Here is a 22,224-nt window from a genome sequence, read left to right on the forward strand (position 1 = left end):
ATCATCCCCCGGCCTCACGCGTCCCGGCCCCTGCCAATAACGTCATGCCCTCTTACAACTAGCAGCAGCTGCAGGACCAGGACGCGGCGGGCCAGGGACATGGGGACTCCTCGTGCGGATCGGGATGTCGGAAGTCTCCCACCGGGCAGCGCAGATGTGGTGCTGGTCACGACCACAACGACCACAACATGACGCGCATCACAGACGCAGGCACGCTGACTCCAGCGCTGAACGAAGCGCGGCACCGCCCACTGCCGGCGCAGACCGGCGACGCATCACAGGAGGAGCTCGTGGCAGCAACCGCACCGCCGGGCCCGGCGGCCTCGACCGCACCCCGGAAGAAGAAGGACCGCACGCACACCCTCTACATCGCCGTGATCATCGCCGTGATCGCCGGCGCCGGCCTGGGGCTGATCGCACCGGAGGTCGGCCTGGCCCTCAAGCCCGTCGGAACCGCGTTCATCGCGCTGATCAAGATGATGATCGCCCCCGTCATCTTCTGCACGATCGTGCTGGGCGTGGGTTCGATCGCCAAGGCGGCCACGGTCGGCAAGGTCGGAGGAATGGCGCTGGCGTACTTCATCGCCATGTCCACCTTCGCCCTCGCCATCGGTCTGGTAGTGGGCAACATCGTCCAACCGGGCTCCGGACTGGACATGAGCAATGCGACGTACGAGATCCCCGCTGATGCCTCCCACGGCGCCGGTGAGGAGGATGGGACCGTCGGGTTCCTGCTGGCGATCATTCCCACCACGCTGGCCTCGGCGCTGACCTCCGGCAACATCCTGCAGACCCTGTTCGTCGCGCTGCTCGTGGGCTTCGCTCTCCAGGCGATGGGCGAGTCCGGGCGCCCCGTGCTCCAGGCCGTGACCTACATCCAGGCCGTCGTGTTCCGGCTGCTGATGATGGTCATGTGGCTGGCCCCGGTCGGTGCATTCGGCGCCATCGCCGCCGTCGTGGGGGCCACCGGCGTGGAGGCCATCACCTCGATGCTCGTGCTCATGCTCGCCTTCTACACCACCTGCGCCTTGTTCATCCTGGTGATCCTGGGCTTGATGCTGAAGCTCGTGACCGGAGTGAACATCTTCTCGCTCATGAAGTACCTGGCCCGCGAGTACCTTCTGATCTTCTCGACCTCGTCGTCGGAGGCGGCGCTGCCGCGGCTGATCGCCAAGATGGAGCACCTGGGCGTCTCCAAACCAGTCGTGGGCGTCGTGGTGCCCACCGGCTACTCGTTCAACCTCGACGGCACGGCCATCTACCTGACAATGGGCGCGCTGTTCGTGGCCGATGCCATGGGCACCCCGCTGGCGCTGGGGGAGCAGATCACCCTGCTGCTGTTCATGATCATCGCCTCCAAGGGCGCGGCCGGGGTCTCCGGTGCAGGCATCGCCACCCTGGCGGCGGGCCTGCAGTCGCACCGTCCCGACCTGGTCGACGGCGTGGGGCTGATCGTGGGCATCGACCGGTTCATGTCCGAGGCTCGCGCCCTGACCAACTTCTCCGGCAATGCCGTGGCCACGCTGGTGCTGGGCACCTGGGTCCACGAGATCGACCGGGATCGGGTGCGCCAGGTGCTCAGCGGGAAGCTGCCCTTCGACGAGGCGCAGATGGCCGTGGACCCGCACGCCTCGCCGACCGCGCCCGAGCAGGCCCTCGAGGGCCATGAGTCCTCGAAGCTCGTGTAACACCGAGCTCGAGAGCCCGCAGACGCCCCCTGTCCCTCCGCTGTCGCGGACGACAGGGGCGCGTCCATGCAGGTCCAGCCCCGCGGCGGTAGGGTGACTGGCCAGAGAAGGCGGGCGCGCGTCGGCGCGGCTCGCATGCCGTCCCAGACCAGGAGTGGTTCCCACAGTGAGCAGCAAGAACGAGGATCGGTTCCCCGAGCTCGGCGACGCCGAATCCGGCAGGACCGGGCCCACCGGGCGACCGCTGCGCCGCTTCCCGGATCCCCCCGAGCTCGACTCGCACGGTCCCGCGCGGATCATCGCGATGGTCAACCAGAAGGGCGGCGTCGGCAAGACGACCTCGACCATCAACCTCGGCGCCGCGCTCGCCGAGATGGGCCGCAAGGTCCTCATGGTGGACTTCGATCCGCAGGGCGCGCTGTCGGCCGGCTTCGGAGCGAATCCGCACGAGCTCGACCAGACCATCTACAACGTGATGATGGAGCGGGGCGTCGATCCCTGGGACGTGATCCTGGAGACCGAGGTCGAGGGCATCGACCTCATGCCGGCCAACATCGACCTGTCGGCCGCCGAGGTGCAGCTCGTCTCCGAGGTGGCCCGCGAGCAGGTCCTGGCCTCCGCGCTGCGCAAGGTCGAGGAGCACTACGACGTCATCCTCATCGACTGCCAGCCCTCCCTCGGGCTGCTGACGGTCAATGCGCTCACCGCCTCGCACGGCGTGATCATCCCGCTGATCTGCGAGTTCTTCGCCCTGCGCGCCGTGGCCCTGCTGGTGGACTCGATCGAGAAGGTCCAGGACCGCCTCAACCCCAAGCTGACCATCGACGGCGTCCTGGCCACGATGTTCGACTCGCGCACCCTGCACTCGCGCGAGGTCCTGGACCGGATCGTCGACGCCTTCGGCGACAAGGTCTTCGACACCGTCATCAAGCGCACCGTGAAGTTCCCGGACGCGACCGTGGCCGCCGAGCCGATCACGTCCTTCGCCTCCAACCACGCCGGAGCCGACGCCTACCGCCAGCTGGCCCGCGAGCTGATCTCGCGCGGCGGCGCCCCGTGATCCGCGCATGACCGCAGTCGTCCCCGAGATCGAGTCCTCGGGCCTCTCCGGCGCTCACGGGGAAGGGTTCGCGGTCGAGCTCGAGAACTTCGCGGGCCCGTTCGAGGTCCTGCTGGGCCTGATCGGCAAGCACGAGCTCGACATCACCACGGTCTCGCTGTCGATGGTCACCGACGAGTTCCTGGACTACGTCCGCGCCCTGCGGGAGACGAACTCGCCGGCGGCCCTCGATGCCGCGAGCGAGTTCCTGGTCGTGGCCGCGACGCTGCTCGACCTCAAGGCCGCCCGCCTGCTGCCGCGCGGCGAGGTCGACGACGAGGCCGATCTGGCCGTGCTCGAGGCCCGGGACCTGCTCTTCGCCCGGCTGCTGCAGTACAAGGCGTTCAAGGACGTCTCGCAGCTGATGGCCGAGACCATGCGCACGGAGTCGGCCCGCCAGGCCCGGTCGGTGCCGCTCGAGCCGCAGCTCGCGCAGCTGATGCCCGAGCTGATCTGGCGCACCACGCCCGAGGAGTTCGCCCGGATCGCGATCCGGGCCCTGACGCCCAAGGAGGCCGCGCCCACCGAGGTCGGCACGGATCACCTCCACGGCTCCGAGGTCACGGTCCGCGAGGAGGCCGATCAGCTGCGCCTCATGCTCGAGGACGGGCAGGAGCACAGCTTCCGGGAGCTGATCGCCGAGGCCGAATCCGTGCTCGTGGTGGTCGTGCGACTCCTGTCGGTCCTCGAGCTCTTCCGCGACCGGGCGATCGACGTCCGCCAGGACAAGCCGCTGTCCGATGTCTGGATCACCTGGACCGCCCCGGAGGGGTGGACGGCCGACCGGCTCTCCGACGAGCACGACGCTCCCGTGCCGGCCGATCCGACGGCCGAAGACCCTTCCTCGGAGGGCGGCCATGACTGAGTCCGAGGCGACGCCGTCCGGTGATCCGCAGCCGGAGGGACTGCAGGAAGCGCAGGGCCCCGCGACGCCGGCGGGCGATCCGCGGGAGGCGGGCGCTGCCGGCGCCATCGACGTCGACACCCTGCCCGGGGGGCTGGCCGCCGCGATCGAGGCCGTGCTGATGGTGGCCGACCGGCCCGTCAGCGATTTCGACTTCGCCGAGGTGCTCGGCCAGCCCGTCGCGGAGATCCGCGCAGCCCTGGACTCGCTGCGCGCCGAGTACGACGGCCTCACCGGCGACGACGGCCCCGCCGTGCCGCGCGGCTTCGAGCTGCGCAAGGTGGGCGGCGGCTGGCGCTTCTACTCGCGCTCGGAGTTCGCTCCGGTCGTGCAGGCCTTCGTGCTCGAGGGGCAGACCGCACGGCTGTCGCAGGCCGCGATGGAGACCCTGGCCGTGATCGCCTACCGGCAGCCGGTCAGCCGCGCGCGGGTCTCGGCGATCCGCGGCGTCAGCGTCGACGGCGTCGTGCGGACGCTGGTGGCCCGCGGGCTCGTGCAGGAGATGGAGCGCGACCCGCTGACCGGGGCGCTGCTGTACGGGACCACCCCGTACTTCCTGGAGAAGCTCGGCCTCGACTCGATCTCCGAGCTGCCGCAGATCTCCCCGTACCTGCCCGGCGTCGACGACGTCGGCGACTACGACGCCTGACGCATCTCTCCGCGGGCCGGCCGGCCCCGCCGGCGCGCCGTGTGTGATCGGGGCTGCTGCGGCGGCCGCGTCACAGGGGCTAGGATGGTCCGGCGTCTGCGCGGGCCCGTCCCGCGCCGTGCGCCGACGGGGCCCGACAGCGGCATCGCCGCGCTTCGCCGACGAAGCGGCTCCGGCCCGCCGCCGCGACCCCCGCCGCACCGAGGCCCCGCATCCAGCGCCGACCCGTCGGGTCCGGCCTCCACGGGGCGACCCCCTGAGCAGCGGGGCGACGACGGCCGCGTCGTCGCCGATCATCCCGGTCGCGGACCGCCCGGCGCCCACGACGCCGTCGGACAGCGATGCCGACAGACCACCACAGACCTGAGAAGGACAGTGCGACATGGCTGAGAACCACTCGAACTCCCGGGGGCAGCGACCCTCGCAGGGCCGCGGCAAGAGCCCGGCCCGTCCCGGAGGGCGCCCCGGCGCTCCCGGCAAGGGCCCCAGGAGCCCCAGGAGCGCCGCCGGCGGCAGCCCCAAGGGCCGCCCCGGAAAGCCGAACACCACGGCGAACGCCCGGGCAGGGGCCAAGGGCGGGAAGGCCCCCAAGGGTCCCAAGCCCTACGCCACGTCCGAGCGCTACGACCGGAAGATGCCGGACAAGGTCGCGGTCTACGGCCCGCATCGCCGCCGCCGCCCCAAGAACCCGCCGGTCGACCGGCTCGAGGTCCACGACTCCGAGGGCGTGCGCCTGCAGAAGCTGCTGGCCAACGCGGGCGTGGCCTCGCGCCGGGTCTGCGAGGAGATGATCGCCGAGGGCCGCGTGACGGTCGACGGCCAGAAGGTCACCGAGCTCGGCGTGCGGGTGGATCCCAAGACCGCGGAGATCACGGTCGACGGCCTGCCCATCCAGCTCGACGACAAGCTCGTCTACTTCGCCTTCAACAAGCCCGAGGGCGTCGTCTCCACGATGGAGGACCAGGAGGGGCGCCCGTGCATCTCGGACTTCCTCACCGCCTCCAAGCACGCCCAGCACCGCGTCTTCCACGTGGGGCGCCTGGACTCGGAGACCGAGGGGCTGCTGCTGCTGACCAATGACGGCGAGCTCACCAACCGCCTGACCCACCCCTCCTACCAGGTGCCCAAGACCTACCTCGTGCAGGTCCGCGGCCCCATGGAGAAGGGCATCGGCGAGCTCATGAAGCAGGGCGTCGAGCTCGAGGACGGACTGGCCAAGGTGGACGAGTTCCGCCTGGTCGACTCCGTGCCGGGCCACATCCTGGTCGAGGTCGTGCTGCACTCGGGCCGCAACCGCATCATCCGCCGGCTCTTCGACGCCGTGGGCTACCCCGTCGAGCGCCTCGTGCGCACGCAGGTGGGGCCCATCCGGATCGGCGATCAGAAGCAGGGCGTCGTGCGCGATCTGTCCCACACCGAGGTCGGGCACCTGCTGGCCTCCGTGGGACTGGGCAGCTGAGCGTGAGCGCACCATCGACGACGGGCCCCGGCGGGCCGGTGCTCATCATCGGCGCCGGCCTGCTGGGCGCCTCCGTGGGCCTGGGCCTGCAGCACCTGGGCGTCGAGACCTGGCTGCGCGACTCCTCGCCCACGGCGGAGGCGGTCGGCGCGGACATCGGCGCAGGACGCTCCGAGCGCGCGGCCCGGCAGACGGGGGAGACCATCCCGGAGCCGAGCCTGATCGTCGTGTCCACGCCGCCGGACGTCGTCGTGGAGACCGCGGCCCGGGCCCTGGCGGACCACCCCGCGGCGATCGTCACGGACGTCGCCTCGGTCAAGGGCGCGATCCAGGACGGGCTGCGCGAGCGCGGCGCCGATCTGCGCCGCTACGTGGGCTCGCACCCCATGGCCGGGCGCGAGCGCTCCGGGCCGGTGGCCGCGCGCGGCGAGCTGTTCACCTCCATGCCGTGGGTCGTCTGCGCCGCGCCGGAGACGGATCCCGCGGCCGTGCGGCGCGTGCGCACGCTGGCCCAGGACCTGGGCGCGCACGTCACGGAGCTGGCGGCCGACGAGCACGACGCCGCCGTCGCGCTGATCTCCCACATCCCGCAGGTCATGTCCTCGCTGCTGGCCTCGCGCCTGCAGGACACGCCGCTGCACCACCTGTCCCTGGCGGGGCAGGGGTTGCGCGACACGACGCGCATCGCGGCCTCGGACCCGGGGCTGTGGGTGCAGATCCTCTCCGCGAACGCCGCCTCGATCGCCCCGTCCCTGCGCGGGGTGCGCGATGACCTGGACCGGCTGATCGCCACCCTGGAGGACCCCACGGGCCCGGGCTCGCGCCTGGACATGGCGGAGCTGATCTCCGAGGGCAATGCCGGCCAGGCGCGGATCCCGGGCAAGCACGGCGGAGCCCCCAAGGCCTTCGCCCAGCTCACCGTCCTGGTGGACGACCGGCCCGGCACGCTGGGCGAGCTGTTCACGGCTGTCGGCGAGACCGGGATCAACCTGGAAGACTTGCGGCTGGAGCACTCCGTGGGCCGTCGCGTGGGCCTGGCGGAGATCTCCGTGGACCCGAACCGTCGGGACGAATTGGTCGAGGCGCTCGAGCAGCGCGGATGGAAGGTGGTCCAGTGACCCAGAGCAGCAGCGGGACGGCACAGGCCGTCGTGGCCATCGACGGGCCCTCCGGCTCCGGCAAGTCCACGGTCTCCAAGGAGCTCGCCCGCCGGCTGGACCTGGGCTACCTGGACACCGGCGCCATGTACCGCGCGGTGGCCTGGTGGGCCGTGCACCAGGACATCGACCTGAACGACGGCGAGGCCGTGGTCGAGGCCGCGCGCACCGCGCCGATCTCGATCTCGACCGACCCGGATCAGCAGCAGGTCTCCGTGGACGGCGTCGACGTCACCTCGGCGATCCGCTCCCCGGAGGTCACCTCCACGGTCTCCTCGGTCTCCACGATCCCGGCCGCCCGCGAGATCCTGGTCCAGCGCCAGCGCGGGATCATCGAGGACTCCGGGCGCCGGATCGTGGCCGAGGGCCGCGACATCACGACCGTCGTGGCCCCCGACGCCGACGTCCGCGTGCTGCTCACCGCCTCGGAGGAGGCCCGGCTCTCCCGCCGCGGCGCCCAGCTGGGCCGGTCGCAGTCCAAGGAGGCCCTGGCCGCCCAGGTCACCGGCCGCGACGCCAAGGACTCCAAGCTCGTGAACTTCACCGACGCCGCCGACGGCGTGACGCACCTGGACTCCTCCGAGCTGAGCATCGAGCAGACCGTCACCGCCGTGCTGGACCTCGTCCTGCGCGCGGTCCCCGAGCTCGCCTGAGCTCTCCCGCACTCACCCCGCACCACGAACAGGAGGGGCCCCGATGCCCGAGACCCCCGAGAACACCCCCGCCGACTCCGCGACCCCGTCCCAGTGGACCGGCCCGGCCCCGGAGGGCGCCCGCCCCGAGCGCCCGGTCGATCAGTACGAGCAGAAGATCCTCGGCGGCGGCGATCAGGACATCTCCGAGCGCCTGGCCGCGATCGACGACGAGGAGGCCGAGCTGCGCGCCGAGGCCCTGCGCCAGGGCCTCGAGGACTACGAGCTCGACGAGGAGGACCTGGCCCTGCTCGCCGAGTGGGCCGGCGAGGACGTCGCGGACCTGTACCGCAAGCCGGCCCCGGTCGTCGCGGTCGTCGGCCGCCCGAACGTCGGCAAGTCGACGCTCGTCAACCGCGTGATCGGACGCCGCGAGGCCGTCGTGGAGGACGTCCCCGGCGTGACCCGCGACCGCGTGCGCTACTCGGCCGAGTGGCTCGACCGCCCGTTCACCATGGTCGACACCGGCGGCTGGGAGGTCGACGCGACCGGGATCGATCACTCGGTGGCCGAGCAGGCGGAGCTGGCCGTCGAGCAGGCCGATGCCGTGCTGCTCGTGCTCGACACGACCGTGGGCGTCACCGCGACCGACGAGGCCATCGTCAAGATGCTGCGCCGGTCCCAGAAGCCCGTGATCCTGGTGGCGAACAAGTGCGATTCGCCGACCCTGGAGCTCGAGGCCGCCTCGCTGTGGGCCCTGGGCATGGGGGAGCCGCACCCGGTCTCCGCCCTGCACGGCAAGGGCGCCGGCGATCTGCTCGAGGCGCTGTTCGAGATCCTGCCCGAGCACAGCCAGGTGGCCGAGCCCGAGCTGGTCGGCGGTCCGCGCCGCGTGGCCCTGGTGGGACGGCCCAACGTGGGCAAGTCCTCGATGCTCAACAAGCTGGCCGGCTCCGAGCGCGTGGTCGTCAACGAGCTCGCGGGCACCACCCGCGACCCGGTCGACGAGAACATCGAGCTCGGCGGGCGGACCTGGCGCTTCGTGGACACGGCGGGCATCCGCCGTCGTCAGCACATGGCCAAGGGCGCGGAGTACTACGCCTCGCTGCGCACGCAGTCGGCGATCGAGCGCGCGGAGGTCGCCCTGATCCTGCTGGCCGTCGACGAGCCGCTGGCCGAGCAGGACGTGCGGATCGTGCAGACCTCGATCGACTCGGGCCGGGCGATCGTGCTGGCCTTCAACAAGTGGGACCTGCTCGACGACGAGCGCCGGCACTACCTCGAGCGCGAGATCGAGAAGGATCTGGCGCACGTGGCCTGGGCGCCGCGCGTGAACGTCTCGGCCAAGACCGGCTGGCACAAGGACAAGCTGGTCCCCGCCCTGGAGACCGCGCTCGAGTCCTGGGACACGCGCATCCCCACCGGGCGCCTCAACGCGTTCCTGGGCGAGCTCGTGGCCGCGCACCCGCACCCGCTGCGCGGCGGCAAGCAGCCCCGCATCCTGTTCGGCACGCAGGCCTCCACGCGCCCGCCCAAGTTCGTGCTGTTCACCACGGGCTTCCTGGACCCGGGCTACCGCCGCTTCATCGCCCGACGGCTGCGCGAGACCTTCGGCTTCGAGGGCACGCCGATCGAGGTCACCATGCGCGTGCGGGAGAGGCGCTCCCGCAAGCGCTGAGCCGGTGATGACGCCGCACCGTCGCGGTTCTGTGGTCTGACCACACGACGTGCGTAAGCTGGGACACATCTGCACGCACGCGCAGGCGGCCGGTCCGTTCCGCGCCCCCGGAGATGGAGTCCCAGTGTTCTCGAAGATCCTCGTCGCCAACCGCGGAGAGATCGCGGTCCGTGCCTTCCGCGCCGCCTACGAGCTCGGCGCCAAGACCGTGGCGGTCTTCCCCTATGAGGATCGCAACTCGATCCACCGGCAGAAGGCCGATGAGGCCTACCGGATCGGGGAGGAGGGCCATCCGGTCAAGGCGTACCTGGACGTGGACGAGATCATCCGCGTGGCCCTCGAGGCCGGCGCCGATGCGATCTACCCCGGCTACGGATTCCTGTCCGAGAACCCGGAGCTGGCCCGCAAGTGCGCGGAGAACGACATCACGTTCATCGGCCCGGCCGCCGACGTCCTGAACCTCGCCGGGGACAAGGTGGCCGCGCTCAAGGCCGCCAAGAAGGCCGGGATCCCCACCCTGGCCAGCTCGGAGCCCTCCGATGACAAGGAGAAGCTCGTCGAGTGGGCCCAGGAGATCGGCTTCCCGCTGTTCGTCAAGGCCGTGGCCGGCGGCGGCGGGCGCGGCATGCGCCGCGTGGAGACCGAGGACCAGCTCTCCGACGCCCTCGAGTCCGCCATGCGCGAGGCCGGCACGGCCTTCGGCGACCCCACCGTGTTCCTCGAGCAGGCCGTGCTCAAGCCGCGGCACATCGAGGTCCAGGTCCTGGCCGACGGCACCGGGGACACCGTGCATCTCTTCGAGCGCGACTGCTCGCTGCAGCGCCGGCACCAGAAGGTCATCGAGATGGCCCCGGCGCCCAACCTCGACGACGAGATCCGCCAGGCCCTGCACCAGGACGCGGTCTCGTTCGCGCGGCAGCTCGGCTACCGCAATGCCGGCACCGTCGAGTTCCTGGTCGACACCGTGGGGGAGCGGGCCGGGCAGCACGTGTTCATCGAGATGAACCCGCGCATCCAGGTCGAGCACACGGTGACCGAGGAGGTCACCGACATCGACCTGGTGCAGGCGCAGATGCGCATCGCCGCAGGCGAGACCCTCCAGGAGATCGGCATCCGCCAGGAGGACCTCTACGTGCGCGGCTTCGCGCTGCAGTGCCGCATCACCACCGAGGATCCGGCCAACGCATTCCGCCCGGACGTCGGCAAGGTCTCGGCCTACCGCTCGGCCGGCGGCTCCGGCGTGCGCCTGGACGGCGGCACGATCTACGCCGGTGCGGAGATCTCCCCGCACTTCGACTCGATGCTGGTCAAGCTGACCTGCCGCGGCCGCGACTACCAGACCGCCGTGCACCGGGCCTCGCGCGCGCTGGCCGAGTTCCGCATCCGCGGCGTGGCGACCAACATCCCGTTCCTGCAGTCCGTGCTCCAGGACCCCGAGTTCCTGGACGGGCAGGTCACGACCGACTTCATCGAGAACCATCCCGAGCTGCTCGAGGCCCGCGGCTCCGCCGACCGCGGCACGCGCGCCCTGCAGTACCTGGCCGACGTGACGGTCAACCAGCCCAACGGCCCGCGCGTGGAGGGCATCGATCCGCGCGAGAAGCTGCCGCGCCACCCCGGCGACAAGACCGAGGAGCCGGACCGCTCGCCGTTCGACGGCCCCTCCGAGGCCCCCGCGCCCGACGGCTGGCGCAAGGTCCTGCAGGAGAAGGGCCCGGAGGGCTTCGCCGCGCAGCTGCGCTCGCAGACCGCCGTGGCCGTCACGGACACCACGTTCCGCGATGCCCACCAGTCCCTGCTGGCCACCCGCATCCGCACCCGCGACCTGCTGGCCGCGGCACCGGCCTACGCGCACACCGTCCCGCAGCTGCTGTCGATCGAGGCCTGGGGCGGAGCCACCTACGACGTCGCCCTGCGGTTCCTGGGCGAGGATCCCTGGGACCGTCTGGCCCGGCTGCGCGCGGCCATGCCGAACATCCCGCTCCAGATGCTGCTGCGCGGGCGCAACACCGTGGGCTACACGCCGTATCCAGTGGAGGTGACCGACGCCTTCGTCAAGGAGGCCGCGGCCACCGGCGTGGACATCTTCCGCATCTTCGACGCCCTGAACGACGTCTCCCAGATGGAGCCGGCCATCAAGGCCGTGCGCGAGACCGGCACCGCCGTGGCCGAGGTGGCGCTGTGCTACACCTCCGATCTGCTGGATCCGGAGGAGAAGGTCTACACGCTGGACTACTACCTGGATCTGGCCCAGCAGTGCGTCGACGCCGGCGCGCACATCCTGGCGATCAAGGACATGGCCGGGCTGCTGCGCCCGGAGGCCGCGCGCCGTCTGGTCGCAGCACTCCGAGAGCGCTTCGACCTGCCCGTGCACCTGCACACCCACGACACCGCCGGCGGACAGGTGGCCACGCTGCTGGCCGCCGTCGATGCCGGAGTGGACGCCGTGGACGTCGCTGCCGCCTCGATGGCCGGGACCACGTCGCAGCCCTCGGCCTCGGCGCTCGTCGCCGCCCTGGCCCACACCGAGCGGGACACCGGGCTGTCCCTGGACGCGGTCTCCGATCTGGAGCCGTACTGGGAGATCGTGCGCGGGATCTACAAGCCGTTCGAGTCCGGTCTGGCCGGGCCCACCGGGCGCGTGTACCGCCACGAGATCCCGGGCGGGCAGCTGTCCAACCTGCGCCAGCAGGCGATCGCCCTGGGCCTGGGGGAGAAGTTCGAGAAGGTCGAGGACATGTACGCCGCGGCAGACCGGATGCTGGGGCATCTGGTCAAGGTCACGCCGTCGTCCAAGGTCGTGGGCGATCTGGCCCTGCAGCTCGTGGGCATGGACGTGGATCCGGCCGAGTTCGAGGAGAATCCGCAGAGCTTCGACATCCCGGACTCGGTGATCGGCTTCCTCAACGGCGAGCTCGGCACCCCGCCCGCCGGGTGGCCCGAGCCGTTCCGCTCCAAGGCGCTCGAGGGCCGGCACGAGACGCCGGCCGATGAGGAGCTCTCCGACGACGACCGCGCCGGACTCGCCTCCGAGGACGCCGCGGTGCGCCGCTCGACGCTCAACCGCCTGCTCTTCCCCGGCCCCACGCAGGAGTACGAGGCCAAGCGCGCCGAGTACGGCGACATGTCCGTGCTGCACACCCGCGATTTCCTCTACGGCCTGCTGCCGGAGAAGGAGCACATCGTCTCCCTGGGCCGCGGCGTGCGCCTGCTGGTCACGCTGCAGGCCATCTCCGAGGCCGACGAGAAGGGCATCCGCACCGTGATGGTCACGCTCAACGGCCAGATGCGCATGCTCGAGGTGCGCGACCAGTCCGTGGAGACCGACCACGTGGAGGCAGAGAAGGCGGACAGGTCCAACCCCGGCCACGTGGCTGCGCCGTTCGCCGGCGCCGTCACCCCCACGGTCTCCGAGGGCGACACTGTGGAGGCGGGCGATCGGATCGCCACGATCGAGGCCATGAAGATGGAGGCCTCCGTGACCACCCCGGTGGGCGGCACGATCAAGCGCGTGGTCGTCCAGGGGCCGGCGCAGGTCGAGGGCGGGGACCTGGTAATGGAGATCGAGACGGAGTGACTCCGCTCGTAGCAGACAATGATCATTGATTACAATAAGTTAGGTGACAAATTTGGGATTTGACCTATTTGTCAAAATCGTTGGCGTCGTCTCGGCAACTCTTGCAATCGGGACTACTATTCTTCGAATTGCATCAAGAAACTTTGGATACTCGCCAAAAAGAAGAAAATATTGGATCGCGAGACTGGAATCAAGTGTCGAAGAATATGACAAGACTGGGGGGCAGCAGGGATTTGACGATCGGATTGTCGACGTTAGGTGTCAGGCAGAAGGCTTTGAGGCCGCGAGGTCCATGGGTGTAGACTCGCGGATTGTCAACTGGGGGATTGGGACGGTACTGATAGTTGCTGCGATTCTTCTAGCCTTCTTTTGGTCCGGATGGGACCCTGCTTCCGTGACCGCCTCAAATAGCGAGGGGGGGGGGGGTGGACCCTCCCGAGAAGTATTATTTATTGGGTAATGACGGGATTTTTGGCAATCCTTGGAATTGTCTATTTCGCATGGGCGCTGATGGCCAATGACCTTATGACAAGATATTCCATGATTCTCTACTATGCAGGAAAGTTTGGTCATTCTAGTTTGGTCCGAAGCGATCCTTGGACGTTGGTGGCCACTTACGAGGAATGGGCAGGGGAAGGTCGGGATGAAGTCAATGAGCGGCAGAAAAAATGGAAATCATTTGGGCTATCCAGTATTAAGTACCCGACGCTTGCAGCCGTTTTCTCAGCATTCAATCCGCATGCACCTTCAGTTGTACCAAAAGACATTTGGGGCAGCAGGGGGGAACTAAAAGAGTTTTCACAGAACGACATGTCGAACGGAAATCCGTCGAGTGACAAAGGGTAGCCAATTGAAATACTTGGCGGAGTCCAGTCTTTCAGTTGCTTACATTCCTCATTCTTGCATTTAGTGTCGATATCCCATCTTGTTTACTGGCTCGAGTATTTCTGTGTGGAAAGAACCTGTAGGCTGCGCCTGGCGGGTCAGGGCGGACCCGAACGAAGACCATGGAGCAGGAGCCAGCGTGATGAAGCAGGTCGAGGTCGTGGGTGCCGTGCTGGTGGAGGCGCAGACAGTGCTTGCCGCCAGGCGCAGCGAGCAGATGAGCCTGCCCGGCAAGTGGGAGTTCCCCGGCGGCAAGATCGAGGCGGGGGAGACGCCCGAGGAGGCGCTTGCCCGGGAGCTCGTCGAGGAGCTGCAGTGCACCGCCGAGATCGGCGAGCACGTGGAGACCACGGTCTACGAGTACGAGAAGGCCATCGTCTCCCTGGCCACCTACTACTGCACCTTGCGCGAGGGCGCGCCCCGGTTGACCGAGCACGCCGAGATCCGCTGGGTGCCCGTTGCCGAGCTGCGCGAGCTGGACTGGGCGCCGGCGGACATCCCGGCCGTCGAGCGCGTGATCCAGGACCTGCAGGCATGAACAGCGGGATCCGCGCGGACACCGCCTTCGGGTTCCTGGATCGGCAGACCGCCGCCGAGCAGCTGCACCACCCGGTGCTGATCTCCAACGACGACGACAACACCATGCTCCGGGCCATCCTGGAGGAGCTGCGTCGCTCGAGGTCGTTCACCTTCTCGGTGGCTTTCGTGACCACCGACGCCCTGGCCATGCTCAAGCAGGCGCTGCTGGACTTCCCGGGGCGCGGGCGGATCGTCACCTCCACCTATCTGGGCTTCAACTCCCCGGATGCCCTGCGCGAGCTGCTCGAGCTGCCCGGCCTGGAGGTCCACCTCAATCCGCGGCCGGGCTTCCACTCCAAGGGCTACGTCTTCGACCAGGACGCCGGCACCACCGCGATCATCGGCAGCTCGAACCTGACGTCGAACGCACTGCTGCGCAACCGGGAATGGAACCTGCGCTTCTCCGCGCTGCCGGAGGGCGATATCGCCGAGCAGCTGCGCGCGGTCGTCGAGAATCAGATCCGCGAATCGGTTCCGCTGACCCACGAGCTGATCGACGCCTACGCACTCGAATACGCGCAGCGACCGCGCCCGACAGTCGCACCCGTCGATGGATTCCTGCCGCGGACGACGGGGGCGCCGTCGTCGTCGGTGATCGTTGCGAATGCCATGCAGGAGGAGGCGCTCGAGGCGATCGCCGCCCTGCGCACGGCAGGGGAGCGGCGCGGGCTCGTGATCTCGGCGACCGGCACCGGCAAGACCATTCTGGGTGCGCTCGAGGTGCGGCAGGCACAACCGCGCAAGATGCTGTTCCTGGTCCACCGCGAGCAGATCGTGGACAAGGCGCTCACCGAGTTCCAGCGCGTGCTCGAGGACCCCGCCGACGAGTTCGGCAAATTCGTGGGCCCCGTGCAGCAGCTGGATCGCCGGTATGTCTTCGCGACCATCCAATCCGCGTCTCGGCCGGAGGCCCTGGAGAGGATCGCTGCGGCCGGCTTCGACTACGTCATGATCGACGAGGTCCATCGCTCCGGTGCGGCCACCTATCGGCGGGTGATGGATCGGCTCACCCCGGATTTCCTCCTGGGGCTCACGGCCACGCCCGAGCGCACGGATGATGTGGACGTGTTCGAGCTCTTCGATCACAACATCGCCTATGAGATCCGGCTGCAGGCTGCCCTCGAGGCGGACATGCTCGTGCCGTTCCATTACTACGGGGTGCAGGACTTCCAGGACGACGACGGCAACCTGATCGACGACACCGCCCAGCTCGCTCGGCTCGTAGCACCCGAGCGCGTGGCGCATCTGCTGCGCATGATCGATCGCTACGGCCACAAGGGGCCGGTGCGCGGGCTGATCTTCTGCTCACGCATCCAGGAGGCCCAGGAGATCTCTGCGTTGCTCAATGAGCAGATGATGAACGGGTCCGGGCTGCGCACTGAGCCGCTGATCGGCGCGGATTCCATGGAGCATCGTGCGCGGGCCGTTCAGCGGCTGGAGGCCGGCGAGCTCGACTACCTGGTGACCGTCGATCTGTTCAATGAGGGCATCGACATCCCCTCGATCAATCAGGTGGTCATGATGCGCCAGACGCAGTCGCGGATCATCTTCACCCAGCAGCTCGGCCGCGGGCTGCGCCTGGCCGAGGGCAAGGACCATCTGCGGGTCATCGACTTCATCGGCAACTACGCGAACAACTACCTGATCCCGATCGCGCTGTTCGGGGACTCGTCGCTGAACAAGGACCAGCTGCGCTGCCAGGTCCTGGGCGCGCAGACAGCCGGGGCGATCTCTGGGCTGTCGTCCGTGAACTTCGACGAGATCGCCCGCGAGAAGATCCTGGCCGCCATCACCGACACCACCCTCGACTCCCTGGCGAATCTGAAGACTGCATATCGCGAGATGCATCAGCGGCTGGGGGAGCAGCCGTGGCTGATGGACTTCGCCCGCTTCGACACGGTGGATCCGGTGGTGCTGGCGACGGCGCGCACGAACTCCTATTGGGACTTCCTGTTGAAGGCTAAGGCCATCGACACCGCCCCGACGGATGCGCAGCGCGGCTTCCTGGCCCTCCTGGATCACGAGCTGCTGCCGGGCAAGCGTCCACATGAGCTGCTGCTGCTCCAGGCGCTGCTGGATGGGGAGTCGCTGACGCGGTCGCAGTTCCGCGAGCTGCTCCGCGCGCAGGACCTGACCGACGACGCCCGCACCGTCCTGTCCGTGGAGGGCGTGCTGTCGCTGAGATTCTTCACGCAGCAGGAGATCACGAAGTACGGGGAGGGCGTCGTCGACGTCGTGGGGGAGCGGTACCAACTGAGCCCGGCGTTCCTGGGTGAGTGGGACGCATCGGATGACTTCCGGGCCCACGTGCGCGACGCCGTGGACACCGGCCTGCACCTGGCGCGGCACCGTCATGGCTGGTCCAGCGGGCTGCAGCAGGGGCAGCGGTACTCGCGCAAAGACGTGTGCCGGCTGCTGGGGTGGGAGACGAATCAGCAGGGCGTGATGTTCGGGTACAAGATCGACGCCGCCACCCAGACCTGCCCGATCTTCATCACGTACCACAAGGACGAGGAGGTCTCCGCGTCGACCCAGTACGAGGACGAGCTGCTCGATCCGCAGACCGTGCGCTGGTACACGCGCAGCCGCAAGACGCTGCAGTCGCGCGAAGAGCGCGCGATCGCCGCCGATGAGGTCCCGCTGCATGTCTTCGCCAAGAAGGACGACGCGGAGGGCACGGACTTCTACTACCTGGGCCAGGCCGCCCCGCGGGAGGCCGAGCAGTCGCAGATGCCCGACGGCTCCGGGGCGATGCTGCCGGTGGTGACCATGAAGCTCGACCTCGAGGCTCCGCTGGAGGACAGCCTGTACGAGTACTTCCTGCGGCCGACGTCGTGACGGTGCGGACCGGTGCGCCGATGTGAACCGGGCGGGCGGATGGGGTACAGTACTTCGAGTGCTTGGAGCGATCTGGGTGCAGTGGACGTGTAGCGTCCACGGGATGTGGCGCAGCTTGGTAGCGCACCTGACTGGGGGTCAGGGGGTCGCAGGTTCAAATCCTGTCATCCCGACACTGTGATGTCTCAGGACATCGGAATAGCCGAACCTACGGTTTTCGTAGGTTCGGCTATTCGTGTTTCTGGGGTCTGGTGCGTTGTGGTCCGTGGGGCTTGCGGGTGGGCCGGTACTCGCGGTCCGGGTTGAGGATCAGTTCGCGGAGGACCTCCCCGGTGGCGGCGTCGATGACGCGGACCTGAAGGCCGTGGACGAGCAGCAGGACGTAGGTTCCTGCGTAGGTTCGTCCGATGCCGATGTGGTGGAGTCGGCCGTCGTGTCGCAGGGTCACCACGCCTGCTTCGTCGATCCGATCGGTGTGAACGCGGTCGTGGATCTCGCCGGCGATGAGGGCCCTGGGTGTGGCTTTGGGTCGGGTCGTGTAGGCAGTGTGCGGGGTTGCTCGGCGCGGCAGTGATCGATGGGGCCGGAGCTTGTTGTAGTACTCGCCGAAGGTGTCGAGCAGGATCTGCAGCTCGGCAATGGTCTCGGGCTGGTTCGGCTGGGCGGTGAGCCATTTCTTGAGGGTCTGCTGGAAGCGTTCGACTTTGCCGCAGGTGGTGGGGTGGCCCGGCGTGGAGTTCTTCTGGGTGATGTGCCACTGGGCCAGGCAGGTCTCCAGTGCGTTGCGGCCGCCGCGTCCGCCGGCCAGGCGGGTGGTGTAGACCATGCCGTTGTCGGTGAGGGTGCTGGCGGGGCGGCCATGCTCGGCGGTGGTGGCCAAGAAGGTGGTGGCCACGATCGTGGCGGTGATGCGGTGGTGGGCGCTGATGTGCAGAGCCGCCCGGGAGTGGTCGTCGAGCCAGGTGATGATCTCGGTATCGGCGCCGGCACTCAGGCGGTAGTGGGTGAAGTCGGATTGCCAGGTCTCGTTGGGCTGTTCGGCTTGGAAGCGGATGTAGGAGGACTTCGGCCGTTTCTTGGGCTGGGCGGTGATGAGTCCGGCGCGTTTGAGGATGCGGTGGATGCTCGAGCGCGAGAGCGTGATGCCGTGGTGGTGGTTCAGGTGCCAGGCGATGGTCTCGGGGCCGGCGTCGGTGCCGTGGGCGGTGAGGTCGCGGCGCAGGGTGAGGACCAGTTCGACGGTGGCTGCGGGGGTGGCCCGGGGGCTGGTGTTGGGGCGGCGGCTGCGGGGGTGATAGGCGGCCTCGCCGTGGGCGCGGTGTTCGGCCATGAGGCGGCTGATCCAGCCTTGTGAGACGCCGTAGGTGCGGGCGGTGTCGGCTTGGGTGGCGCCGGCGAGCACGGCGGTGATGACGAGGCGGCGTTTCGACATGGTCCAGCGTGGCTGGTGTCGCTGGGGTGGTCGAGGGCGATGTCGATGTCGTGGGACAGGGGTATTCCGATGTCGCGGGACAGGCTATTCCGATGTCGTGAGCCAGGACACTGTCATCCCGACCATTGTGATGTCGCACGACATCGGAACAGCCGAACCTACGGTTTTTGTAGGTTCGGCTGTTCGTGTTTCTGGGGTCTGGGGGGACTGATGCGCGATCGGGTGTCAGCTGGGTTTAGGCCGCCAGGCTGACGGTCGGGTTCATCATGGTCTCGTACTCGATGGGGGTCAATCGACCCAGACGGGCCTGACGGCGACGTCGGTGGTAGGTCCTCTCGATCCAGGTGATGATCGCGATCCGCAGTTCCTCTCGGGTCCGCCACCGCTTGCGGTCCAGGACGTTCTTCTGGAGCAGCGCGAAGAAGGACTCCATCGCGGCGTTGTCCCCGGCAGCACCGACCTTCCCCATCGGTCCCACGAGGTCGTGACCGTTCAGGGCGTGCACAAACTTCCGCGACCGGAACTGAGATCCGCGGTCCGAATGCACGATGCAGCCAGCGGCGTCGCGACGACGAGATACCGCGTTGTCCAGGGCGTTCACCGCGAGGCGCGCCTTCATCCGGTCGCTGATGGAGTAACCGACGATCCGACCGGAGAACACGTCCTTGATCGCGCAGAGGTAGAGCTTGCCCTCGTCGGCCCAGTGCTCGGTGATGTCGCTCAGCCACAGCTCATTGACATCGTCGGCTGTGAAGTCGCGTTTGACCAGGTCGTCGTGCACGGGCGGGCCCGGGCGCTTGCCGTTCTTGCCGCGCTTCTTGCCGAACACGAACCACCACTGGTTGCCTCGGCAGATCCGCCACGCAGTGCGCTCGCACATCATTTCGCCCGCTTCAGCGGCTTCGCCGGCGAGGAACCGATAGCCGAACTCGGGATCGTCACGGTGCGCGTCGAACAGGGCGTTCGCTCGATAGGCTTCGACCAGCTCAGACTCGGTGAGCTGCTGTTTCCGCCAACGGTAGTAAGGCTGGCGAGAGAGCTTCAGAACCCGCAGGGACACCGCGACAGGGATCCCATCGGCAGCGATCTCACTCACGAGCGGGTAGAACCTTTTCCCGGCAAGTTCGCCTGCGAGAGGTATGCGGCCGCGCGGCGCAGGACCTCGTTCTCCTGCTCCAGCAGCCGGTTCCGGCGACGCAGATCGCGCAGCTCGGAGGACTCCTCGCGGGTCTTACCGGGCCGGGCACCGTCCTCGACATCGGCCTGGCGCATCCAGTTCGTCAGACAGGATTCTGAGATGCCGAAGTCCTTCGCGATCGCTGCGAGCTTCTGGCCAGGTTCACGATTCCTCGCGACGCGGACGACGTCGTCTCGGAACTCCTGGGGATAGGGAGCGGGCATGGTCCACATCCTTCCCTGCAACGCTCCACAGCGCCACAGATCATGTGACACCTACCCGCGCATCAGTCCCACCAGCATGAACCCTGCCGTGAGCCTCGCGGCCTGACACCACAACTGTCACCTATCGATGCAGCGGCCCCCGTTGCTTCCACTGACGGACTAGTGAATACTAAGGCTGGGGAAGGTGTCGTCCAGGGGCCATTCAAATTGACTCGATGTATCTGGCTGAGGCAAATTGCGTCGATTAATGCCGACTGGAAAATGTCCTTCTTTGTTCTTGCAGATTGTATTCATTTCCCAACGATAAGAGGAATCTCGTGTCTAGATTGCAGGAGCTCGGCATGACGCTTGGCAATATCGATTTCGGCGGTGTTGATGCCGAGTCTGATGTTAGCCTCAATGATTATTTTGTGACCACACCTTATGTCCGTTCTGCTTTCGAGGGGCGTCGAACTCAATTTCTTGGCAGGAAAGGAAGTGGTAAATCCGCGCTCTTTTTGCAAATTCCCCGACTTGCTAAGGATAGGGATGAGCGTATTGTTGCAATCTCGCGGAGCCCAGATCATTATGCATGGGCAGCTCTTAGTGAGTATAAGGAACAAATGCTTTCATCAGAGCATGCCCACACGAATGCATGGAAGTTTACTCTAATTATCGAGGGAGCGAGCGAGCTAATACGTTCTGGCGAAAATTGGCGTGGAGAAGCGGCTGATTCTGCGAAAATGTTCAAGAAGTTTCTGCAGGACAACTTCGAAACTTTAGAGCCAGGAATTCTGAAGTCTGCCACTTCAGTTCTCAAAGGGATCTCTTCCTTTAACCTAAGTGCGTTTGGGTTTGGTGCAGGGCTATCGAGAGAGGAGCAGGCAAGGCATCCGGTCACGCCACATGTATTGAGTGCGTTTGTGGACGCGCTGGGGCCTATGGTCCGTCAGAGGCAGCTGATTATATCCCTTGACCGCCTAGATGATTCATGGGATGGGTCTGAAGAGTCCCGCTCACTTCTAGTAGGACTCCTCAAGGCGGCGAAGGATTTAAATGATCGTCTTCGGGGCAGAGAGATCGCTTCCGGCTTGCGGGTAAATGTCTTTCTGCGATCCGACATATATGATAACCTCGAATTTGACGACAAGGATAAGCATCGCCAACTTGAAGAATCAATAGCCTGGTCGCCTGACCTTCTAAAGGAAATGGTAAATGTCCGACTTCCTGACGGGATTTCAATTGAGGACATATTTGAGCCAGGTGAAATGCGAGGGTCTATATCGCCGTTCAATTACATAGTTAAGCGGACATTTTTGCGACCCCGTGAGGTCATTCAGTTCTTGGATGAGTGCGTTAATACTTCCGGCCGGGATTCGGTGGAAATCTCCAAGGATGAAATTAGATCCGCGGAAGAGCGCTACAGCAAGTGGAAGGTGGATGATCTGAGGCAGGAGTTCAATAAAGCTTTTCCGGACTTTGGTCGCCTGCTCGAGTGTTTGCGTCAGGAGCGTCACAGGTATGACAGCCTTGAAGATCTCGAGAGGCTGATCGAGAAAAAGGACCCTGAATTATTTGAGAAATACGGATCGCGTCGACTCTTGGAAACATTGTTTGATTACTCGGTAATTGGGGTGCGAATTGCCAATTAGGGATCCATTAAGTTTAAGGCTGAGGATACTAACCTGACGCTTCCCCTTTCCGCTGCGGCATATGTTCATCAGAGTTTGTACCGTGGTCTGGCTATCAGAGAATCCCGGCGCACAAGTGACTGACGGGACTCTATGTGGGAGGCTATTCGAGTCTTAATTCGATGGCCTTGCCGTAGGAAATAGAGCTAGATTATTTCAGACGGCGAGGCTGATGGCGGGGGGTCCTGTACTTAAATAGGATCAATTCAATCCACCCATTTTCTCTGCCACTGCTGTTTGAGCCCAGCCGCATGGATGTGATGCCGTACAAGATGGAACTCTAGTTGAGTGTCAGGTCCGTTACCCTTGCGCGAGCGCAACTAGTATTCCCATCTCGGCAATAGGGATGACCGCATTCGTCCGGAAGGCGGGCGTGCGAATCGTCGGCGGCACCTGCTCGTCTGGTTCGGTCTAGGTGCTGATAAGGTAACGGGATACGATGAGGCGGTAAGTGACTAAGCAGGAGTCGAGTAAGGGTCTGATGCGAAAAAAGCCGAGGCCTTCTTCAGGATCGGCGGATTCAAGCGGTGAGCGCAAGGAACTCTGCGAGCTTCTCTGATGGTGTCAGATAGCCCA

The 22,224-nt window shown here is 66.8% G+C and carries 15 protein-coding genes and 1 tRNA gene; 14 read left to right on the forward strand and 2 right to left on the reverse strand.

Going from position 1 to position 22,224, the window contains the following annotated elements:
- Positions 1-290: 290 nt before the first annotated feature.
- The 13 genes from FSY66_RS11690 (at position 291) to FSY66_RS11750 (ending at position 17,318) form a co-directional block, all read left to right on the forward strand.
- On the forward strand, positions 291-1,688 hold the full coding sequence (locus tag FSY66_RS11690; protein WP_144795162.1) for a cation:dicarboxylate symporter family transporter: 1,398 nt from the start codon (positions 291-293) through the stop codon (positions 1,686-1,688).
- A gap of 166 nt (positions 1,689-1,854) precedes the next feature.
- Positions 1,855-2,748, forward strand: coding sequence for a ParA family protein (locus tag FSY66_RS11695; RefSeq protein WP_144795164.1), 894 nt, complete (start codon positions 1,855-1,857; stop codon positions 2,746-2,748).
- A 7-nt stretch (positions 2,749-2,755) separates the two neighbouring features.
- Positions 2,756-3,652 (forward strand): segregation and condensation protein A, encoded by an 897-nt coding sequence (locus tag FSY66_RS11700; RefSeq protein WP_144795166.1) that lies wholly within the window; start codon positions 2,756-2,758, stop codon positions 3,650-3,652.
- Entirely contained in the window at positions 3,645-4,340 is a 696-nt protein-coding gene (scpB, locus tag FSY66_RS11705) for an SMC-Scp complex subunit ScpB (protein WP_260853669.1), read from the forward strand. Before FSY66_RS11700 ends, scpB begins: the two co-directional genes overlap by 8 nt.
- A gap of 382 nt (positions 4,341-4,722) precedes the next feature.
- The gene (locus FSY66_RS11710; RefSeq protein ID WP_144795168.1) at positions 4,723-5,799 is read left to right on the forward strand and encodes a pseudouridine synthase; all 1,077 of its coding nucleotides are present in this window, start codon (positions 4,723-4,725) and stop codon (positions 5,797-5,799) included.
- Between the two features lie 2 nt (positions 5,800-5,801).
- The gene (locus FSY66_RS11715) at positions 5,802-6,917 is read left to right on the forward strand and encodes a prephenate dehydrogenase (RefSeq protein WP_144795170.1); all 1,116 of its coding nucleotides are present in this window, start codon (positions 5,802-5,804) and stop codon (positions 6,915-6,917) included.
- Positions 6,914-7,609, forward strand: coding sequence for a (d)CMP kinase (gene cmk, locus FSY66_RS11720; RefSeq protein WP_260853670.1), 696 nt, complete (start codon positions 6,914-6,916; stop codon positions 7,607-7,609). The genes FSY66_RS11715 and cmk overlap by 4 nt, the downstream gene beginning before the upstream one ends.
- A 43-nt stretch (positions 7,610-7,652) precedes the next feature.
- Positions 7,653-9,266, forward strand: a complete 1,614-nt coding sequence (der, locus tag FSY66_RS11725; RefSeq protein ID WP_260853671.1) for a ribosome biogenesis GTPase Der — start codon at positions 7,653-7,655, stop codon at positions 9,264-9,266.
- Positions 9,267-9,390: 124 nt separating this feature from the next.
- Positions 9,391-12,843, forward strand: coding sequence for a pyruvate carboxylase (locus tag FSY66_RS11730; protein WP_144795174.1), 3,453 nt, complete (start codon positions 9,391-9,393; stop codon positions 12,841-12,843).
- Positions 12,844-13,302: 459 nt separating this feature from the next.
- Complete coding sequence (locus tag FSY66_RS11735) at positions 13,303-13,689, forward strand: hypothetical protein (RefSeq protein WP_144795176.1); 387 nt, start codon at positions 13,303-13,305, stop codon at positions 13,687-13,689.
- 181 nt (positions 13,690-13,870) lie between these two features.
- Entirely contained in the window at positions 13,871-14,266 is a 396-nt protein-coding gene (locus FSY66_RS11740) for a (deoxy)nucleoside triphosphate pyrophosphohydrolase (RefSeq protein WP_222115539.1), read from the forward strand.
- Positions 14,263-17,145: a DUF3427 domain-containing protein gene (locus tag FSY66_RS11745; protein WP_144795180.1), complete on the forward strand. Its 2,883-nt coding sequence runs from the start codon at positions 14,263-14,265 to the stop codon at positions 17,143-17,145. The genes FSY66_RS11740 and FSY66_RS11745 overlap by 4 nt, the downstream gene beginning before the upstream one ends.
- Positions 17,146-17,244: 99 nt before the next feature.
- A tRNA-Pro gene (locus FSY66_RS11750) sits at positions 17,245-17,318 on the forward strand.
- 56 nt (positions 17,319-17,374) lie between these two features.
- On the opposite strand, the gene FSY66_RS11755 is transcribed toward FSY66_RS11750, so the two are convergent.
- Together FSY66_RS11755 and FSY66_RS11760 are read right to left on the reverse strand one after the other, a co-directional pair.
- A complete protein-coding gene (locus FSY66_RS11755; RefSeq protein WP_144795182.1) occupies positions 17,375-18,577 on the reverse strand; it encodes a DDE-type integrase/transposase/recombinase in 1,203 nt (400 codons plus the stop codon).
- A gap of 235 nt (positions 18,578-18,812) precedes the next feature.
- Positions 18,813-19,978, reverse strand: a protein-coding gene (locus tag FSY66_RS11760) for an IS3 family transposase (protein ID WP_260853672.1) whose coding sequence is annotated in 2 segments (ribosomal slippage) — positions 18,813-19,691 and positions 19,694-19,978 — 1,164 coding nt in all. Because the reading frame shifts where the segments join, the coding sequence is not laid out codon by codon here.
- Between the two features lie 341 nt (positions 19,979-20,319).
- On the opposite strand from FSY66_RS11760, the gene FSY66_RS11765 reads away from it, so the two are divergent.
- Entirely contained in the window at positions 20,320-21,609 is a 1,290-nt protein-coding gene (locus tag FSY66_RS11765) for a P-loop ATPase, Sll1717 family (protein WP_222115538.1), read from the forward strand.
- Positions 21,610-22,224 lie beyond the last annotated feature (615 nt).

It is taken from the genome of Kocuria palustris (assembly GCF_007666205.1).
Lineage (GTDB): Bacteria > Actinomycetota > Actinomycetes > Actinomycetales > Micrococcaceae > Kocuria > Kocuria palustris_A.

What these genes read in the sequence shown, in the direction of transcription:
- FSY66_RS11700 (WP_144795166.1), top strand. Translation starts at nt 2,756, where the DNA reads ATGACCGCAGTCGTCCCCGAGATCGAGTCCTCGGGCCTCTCCGGCGCT.
- scpB (WP_260853669.1), top strand. Translation starts at nt 3,645, where the DNA reads ATGACTGAGTCCGAGGCGACGCCGTCCGGTGATCCGCAGCCGGAGGGA.
- FSY66_RS11710 (WP_144795168.1), top strand. Translation starts at nt 4,723, where the DNA reads ATGGCTGAGAACCACTCGAACTCCCGGGGGCAGCGACCCTCGCAGGGC.
- der (WP_260853671.1), top strand. Translation starts at nt 7,653, where the DNA reads ATGCCCGAGACCCCCGAGAACACCCCCGCCGACTCCGCGACCCCGTCC.
- FSY66_RS11735 (WP_144795176.1), top strand. Translation starts at nt 13,303, where the DNA reads ATGACGGGATTTTTGGCAATCCTTGGAATTGTCTATTTCGCATGGGCG.
- FSY66_RS11740 (WP_222115539.1), top strand. Translation starts at nt 13,871, where the DNA reads ATGAAGCAGGTCGAGGTCGTGGGTGCCGTGCTGGTGGAGGCGCAGACA.
- FSY66_RS11745 (WP_144795180.1), top strand. Translation starts at nt 14,263, where the DNA reads ATGAACAGCGGGATCCGCGCGGACACCGCCTTCGGGTTCCTGGATCGG.
- FSY66_RS11755 (WP_144795182.1), bottom strand. Translation starts at nt 18,577, where the DNA reads ATGTCGAAACGCCGCCTCGTCATCACCGCCGTGCTCGCCGGCGCCACC.
- FSY66_RS11765 (WP_222115538.1), top strand. Translation starts at nt 20,320, where the DNA reads ATGACGCTTGGCAATATCGATTTCGGCGGTGTTGATGCCGAGTCTGAT.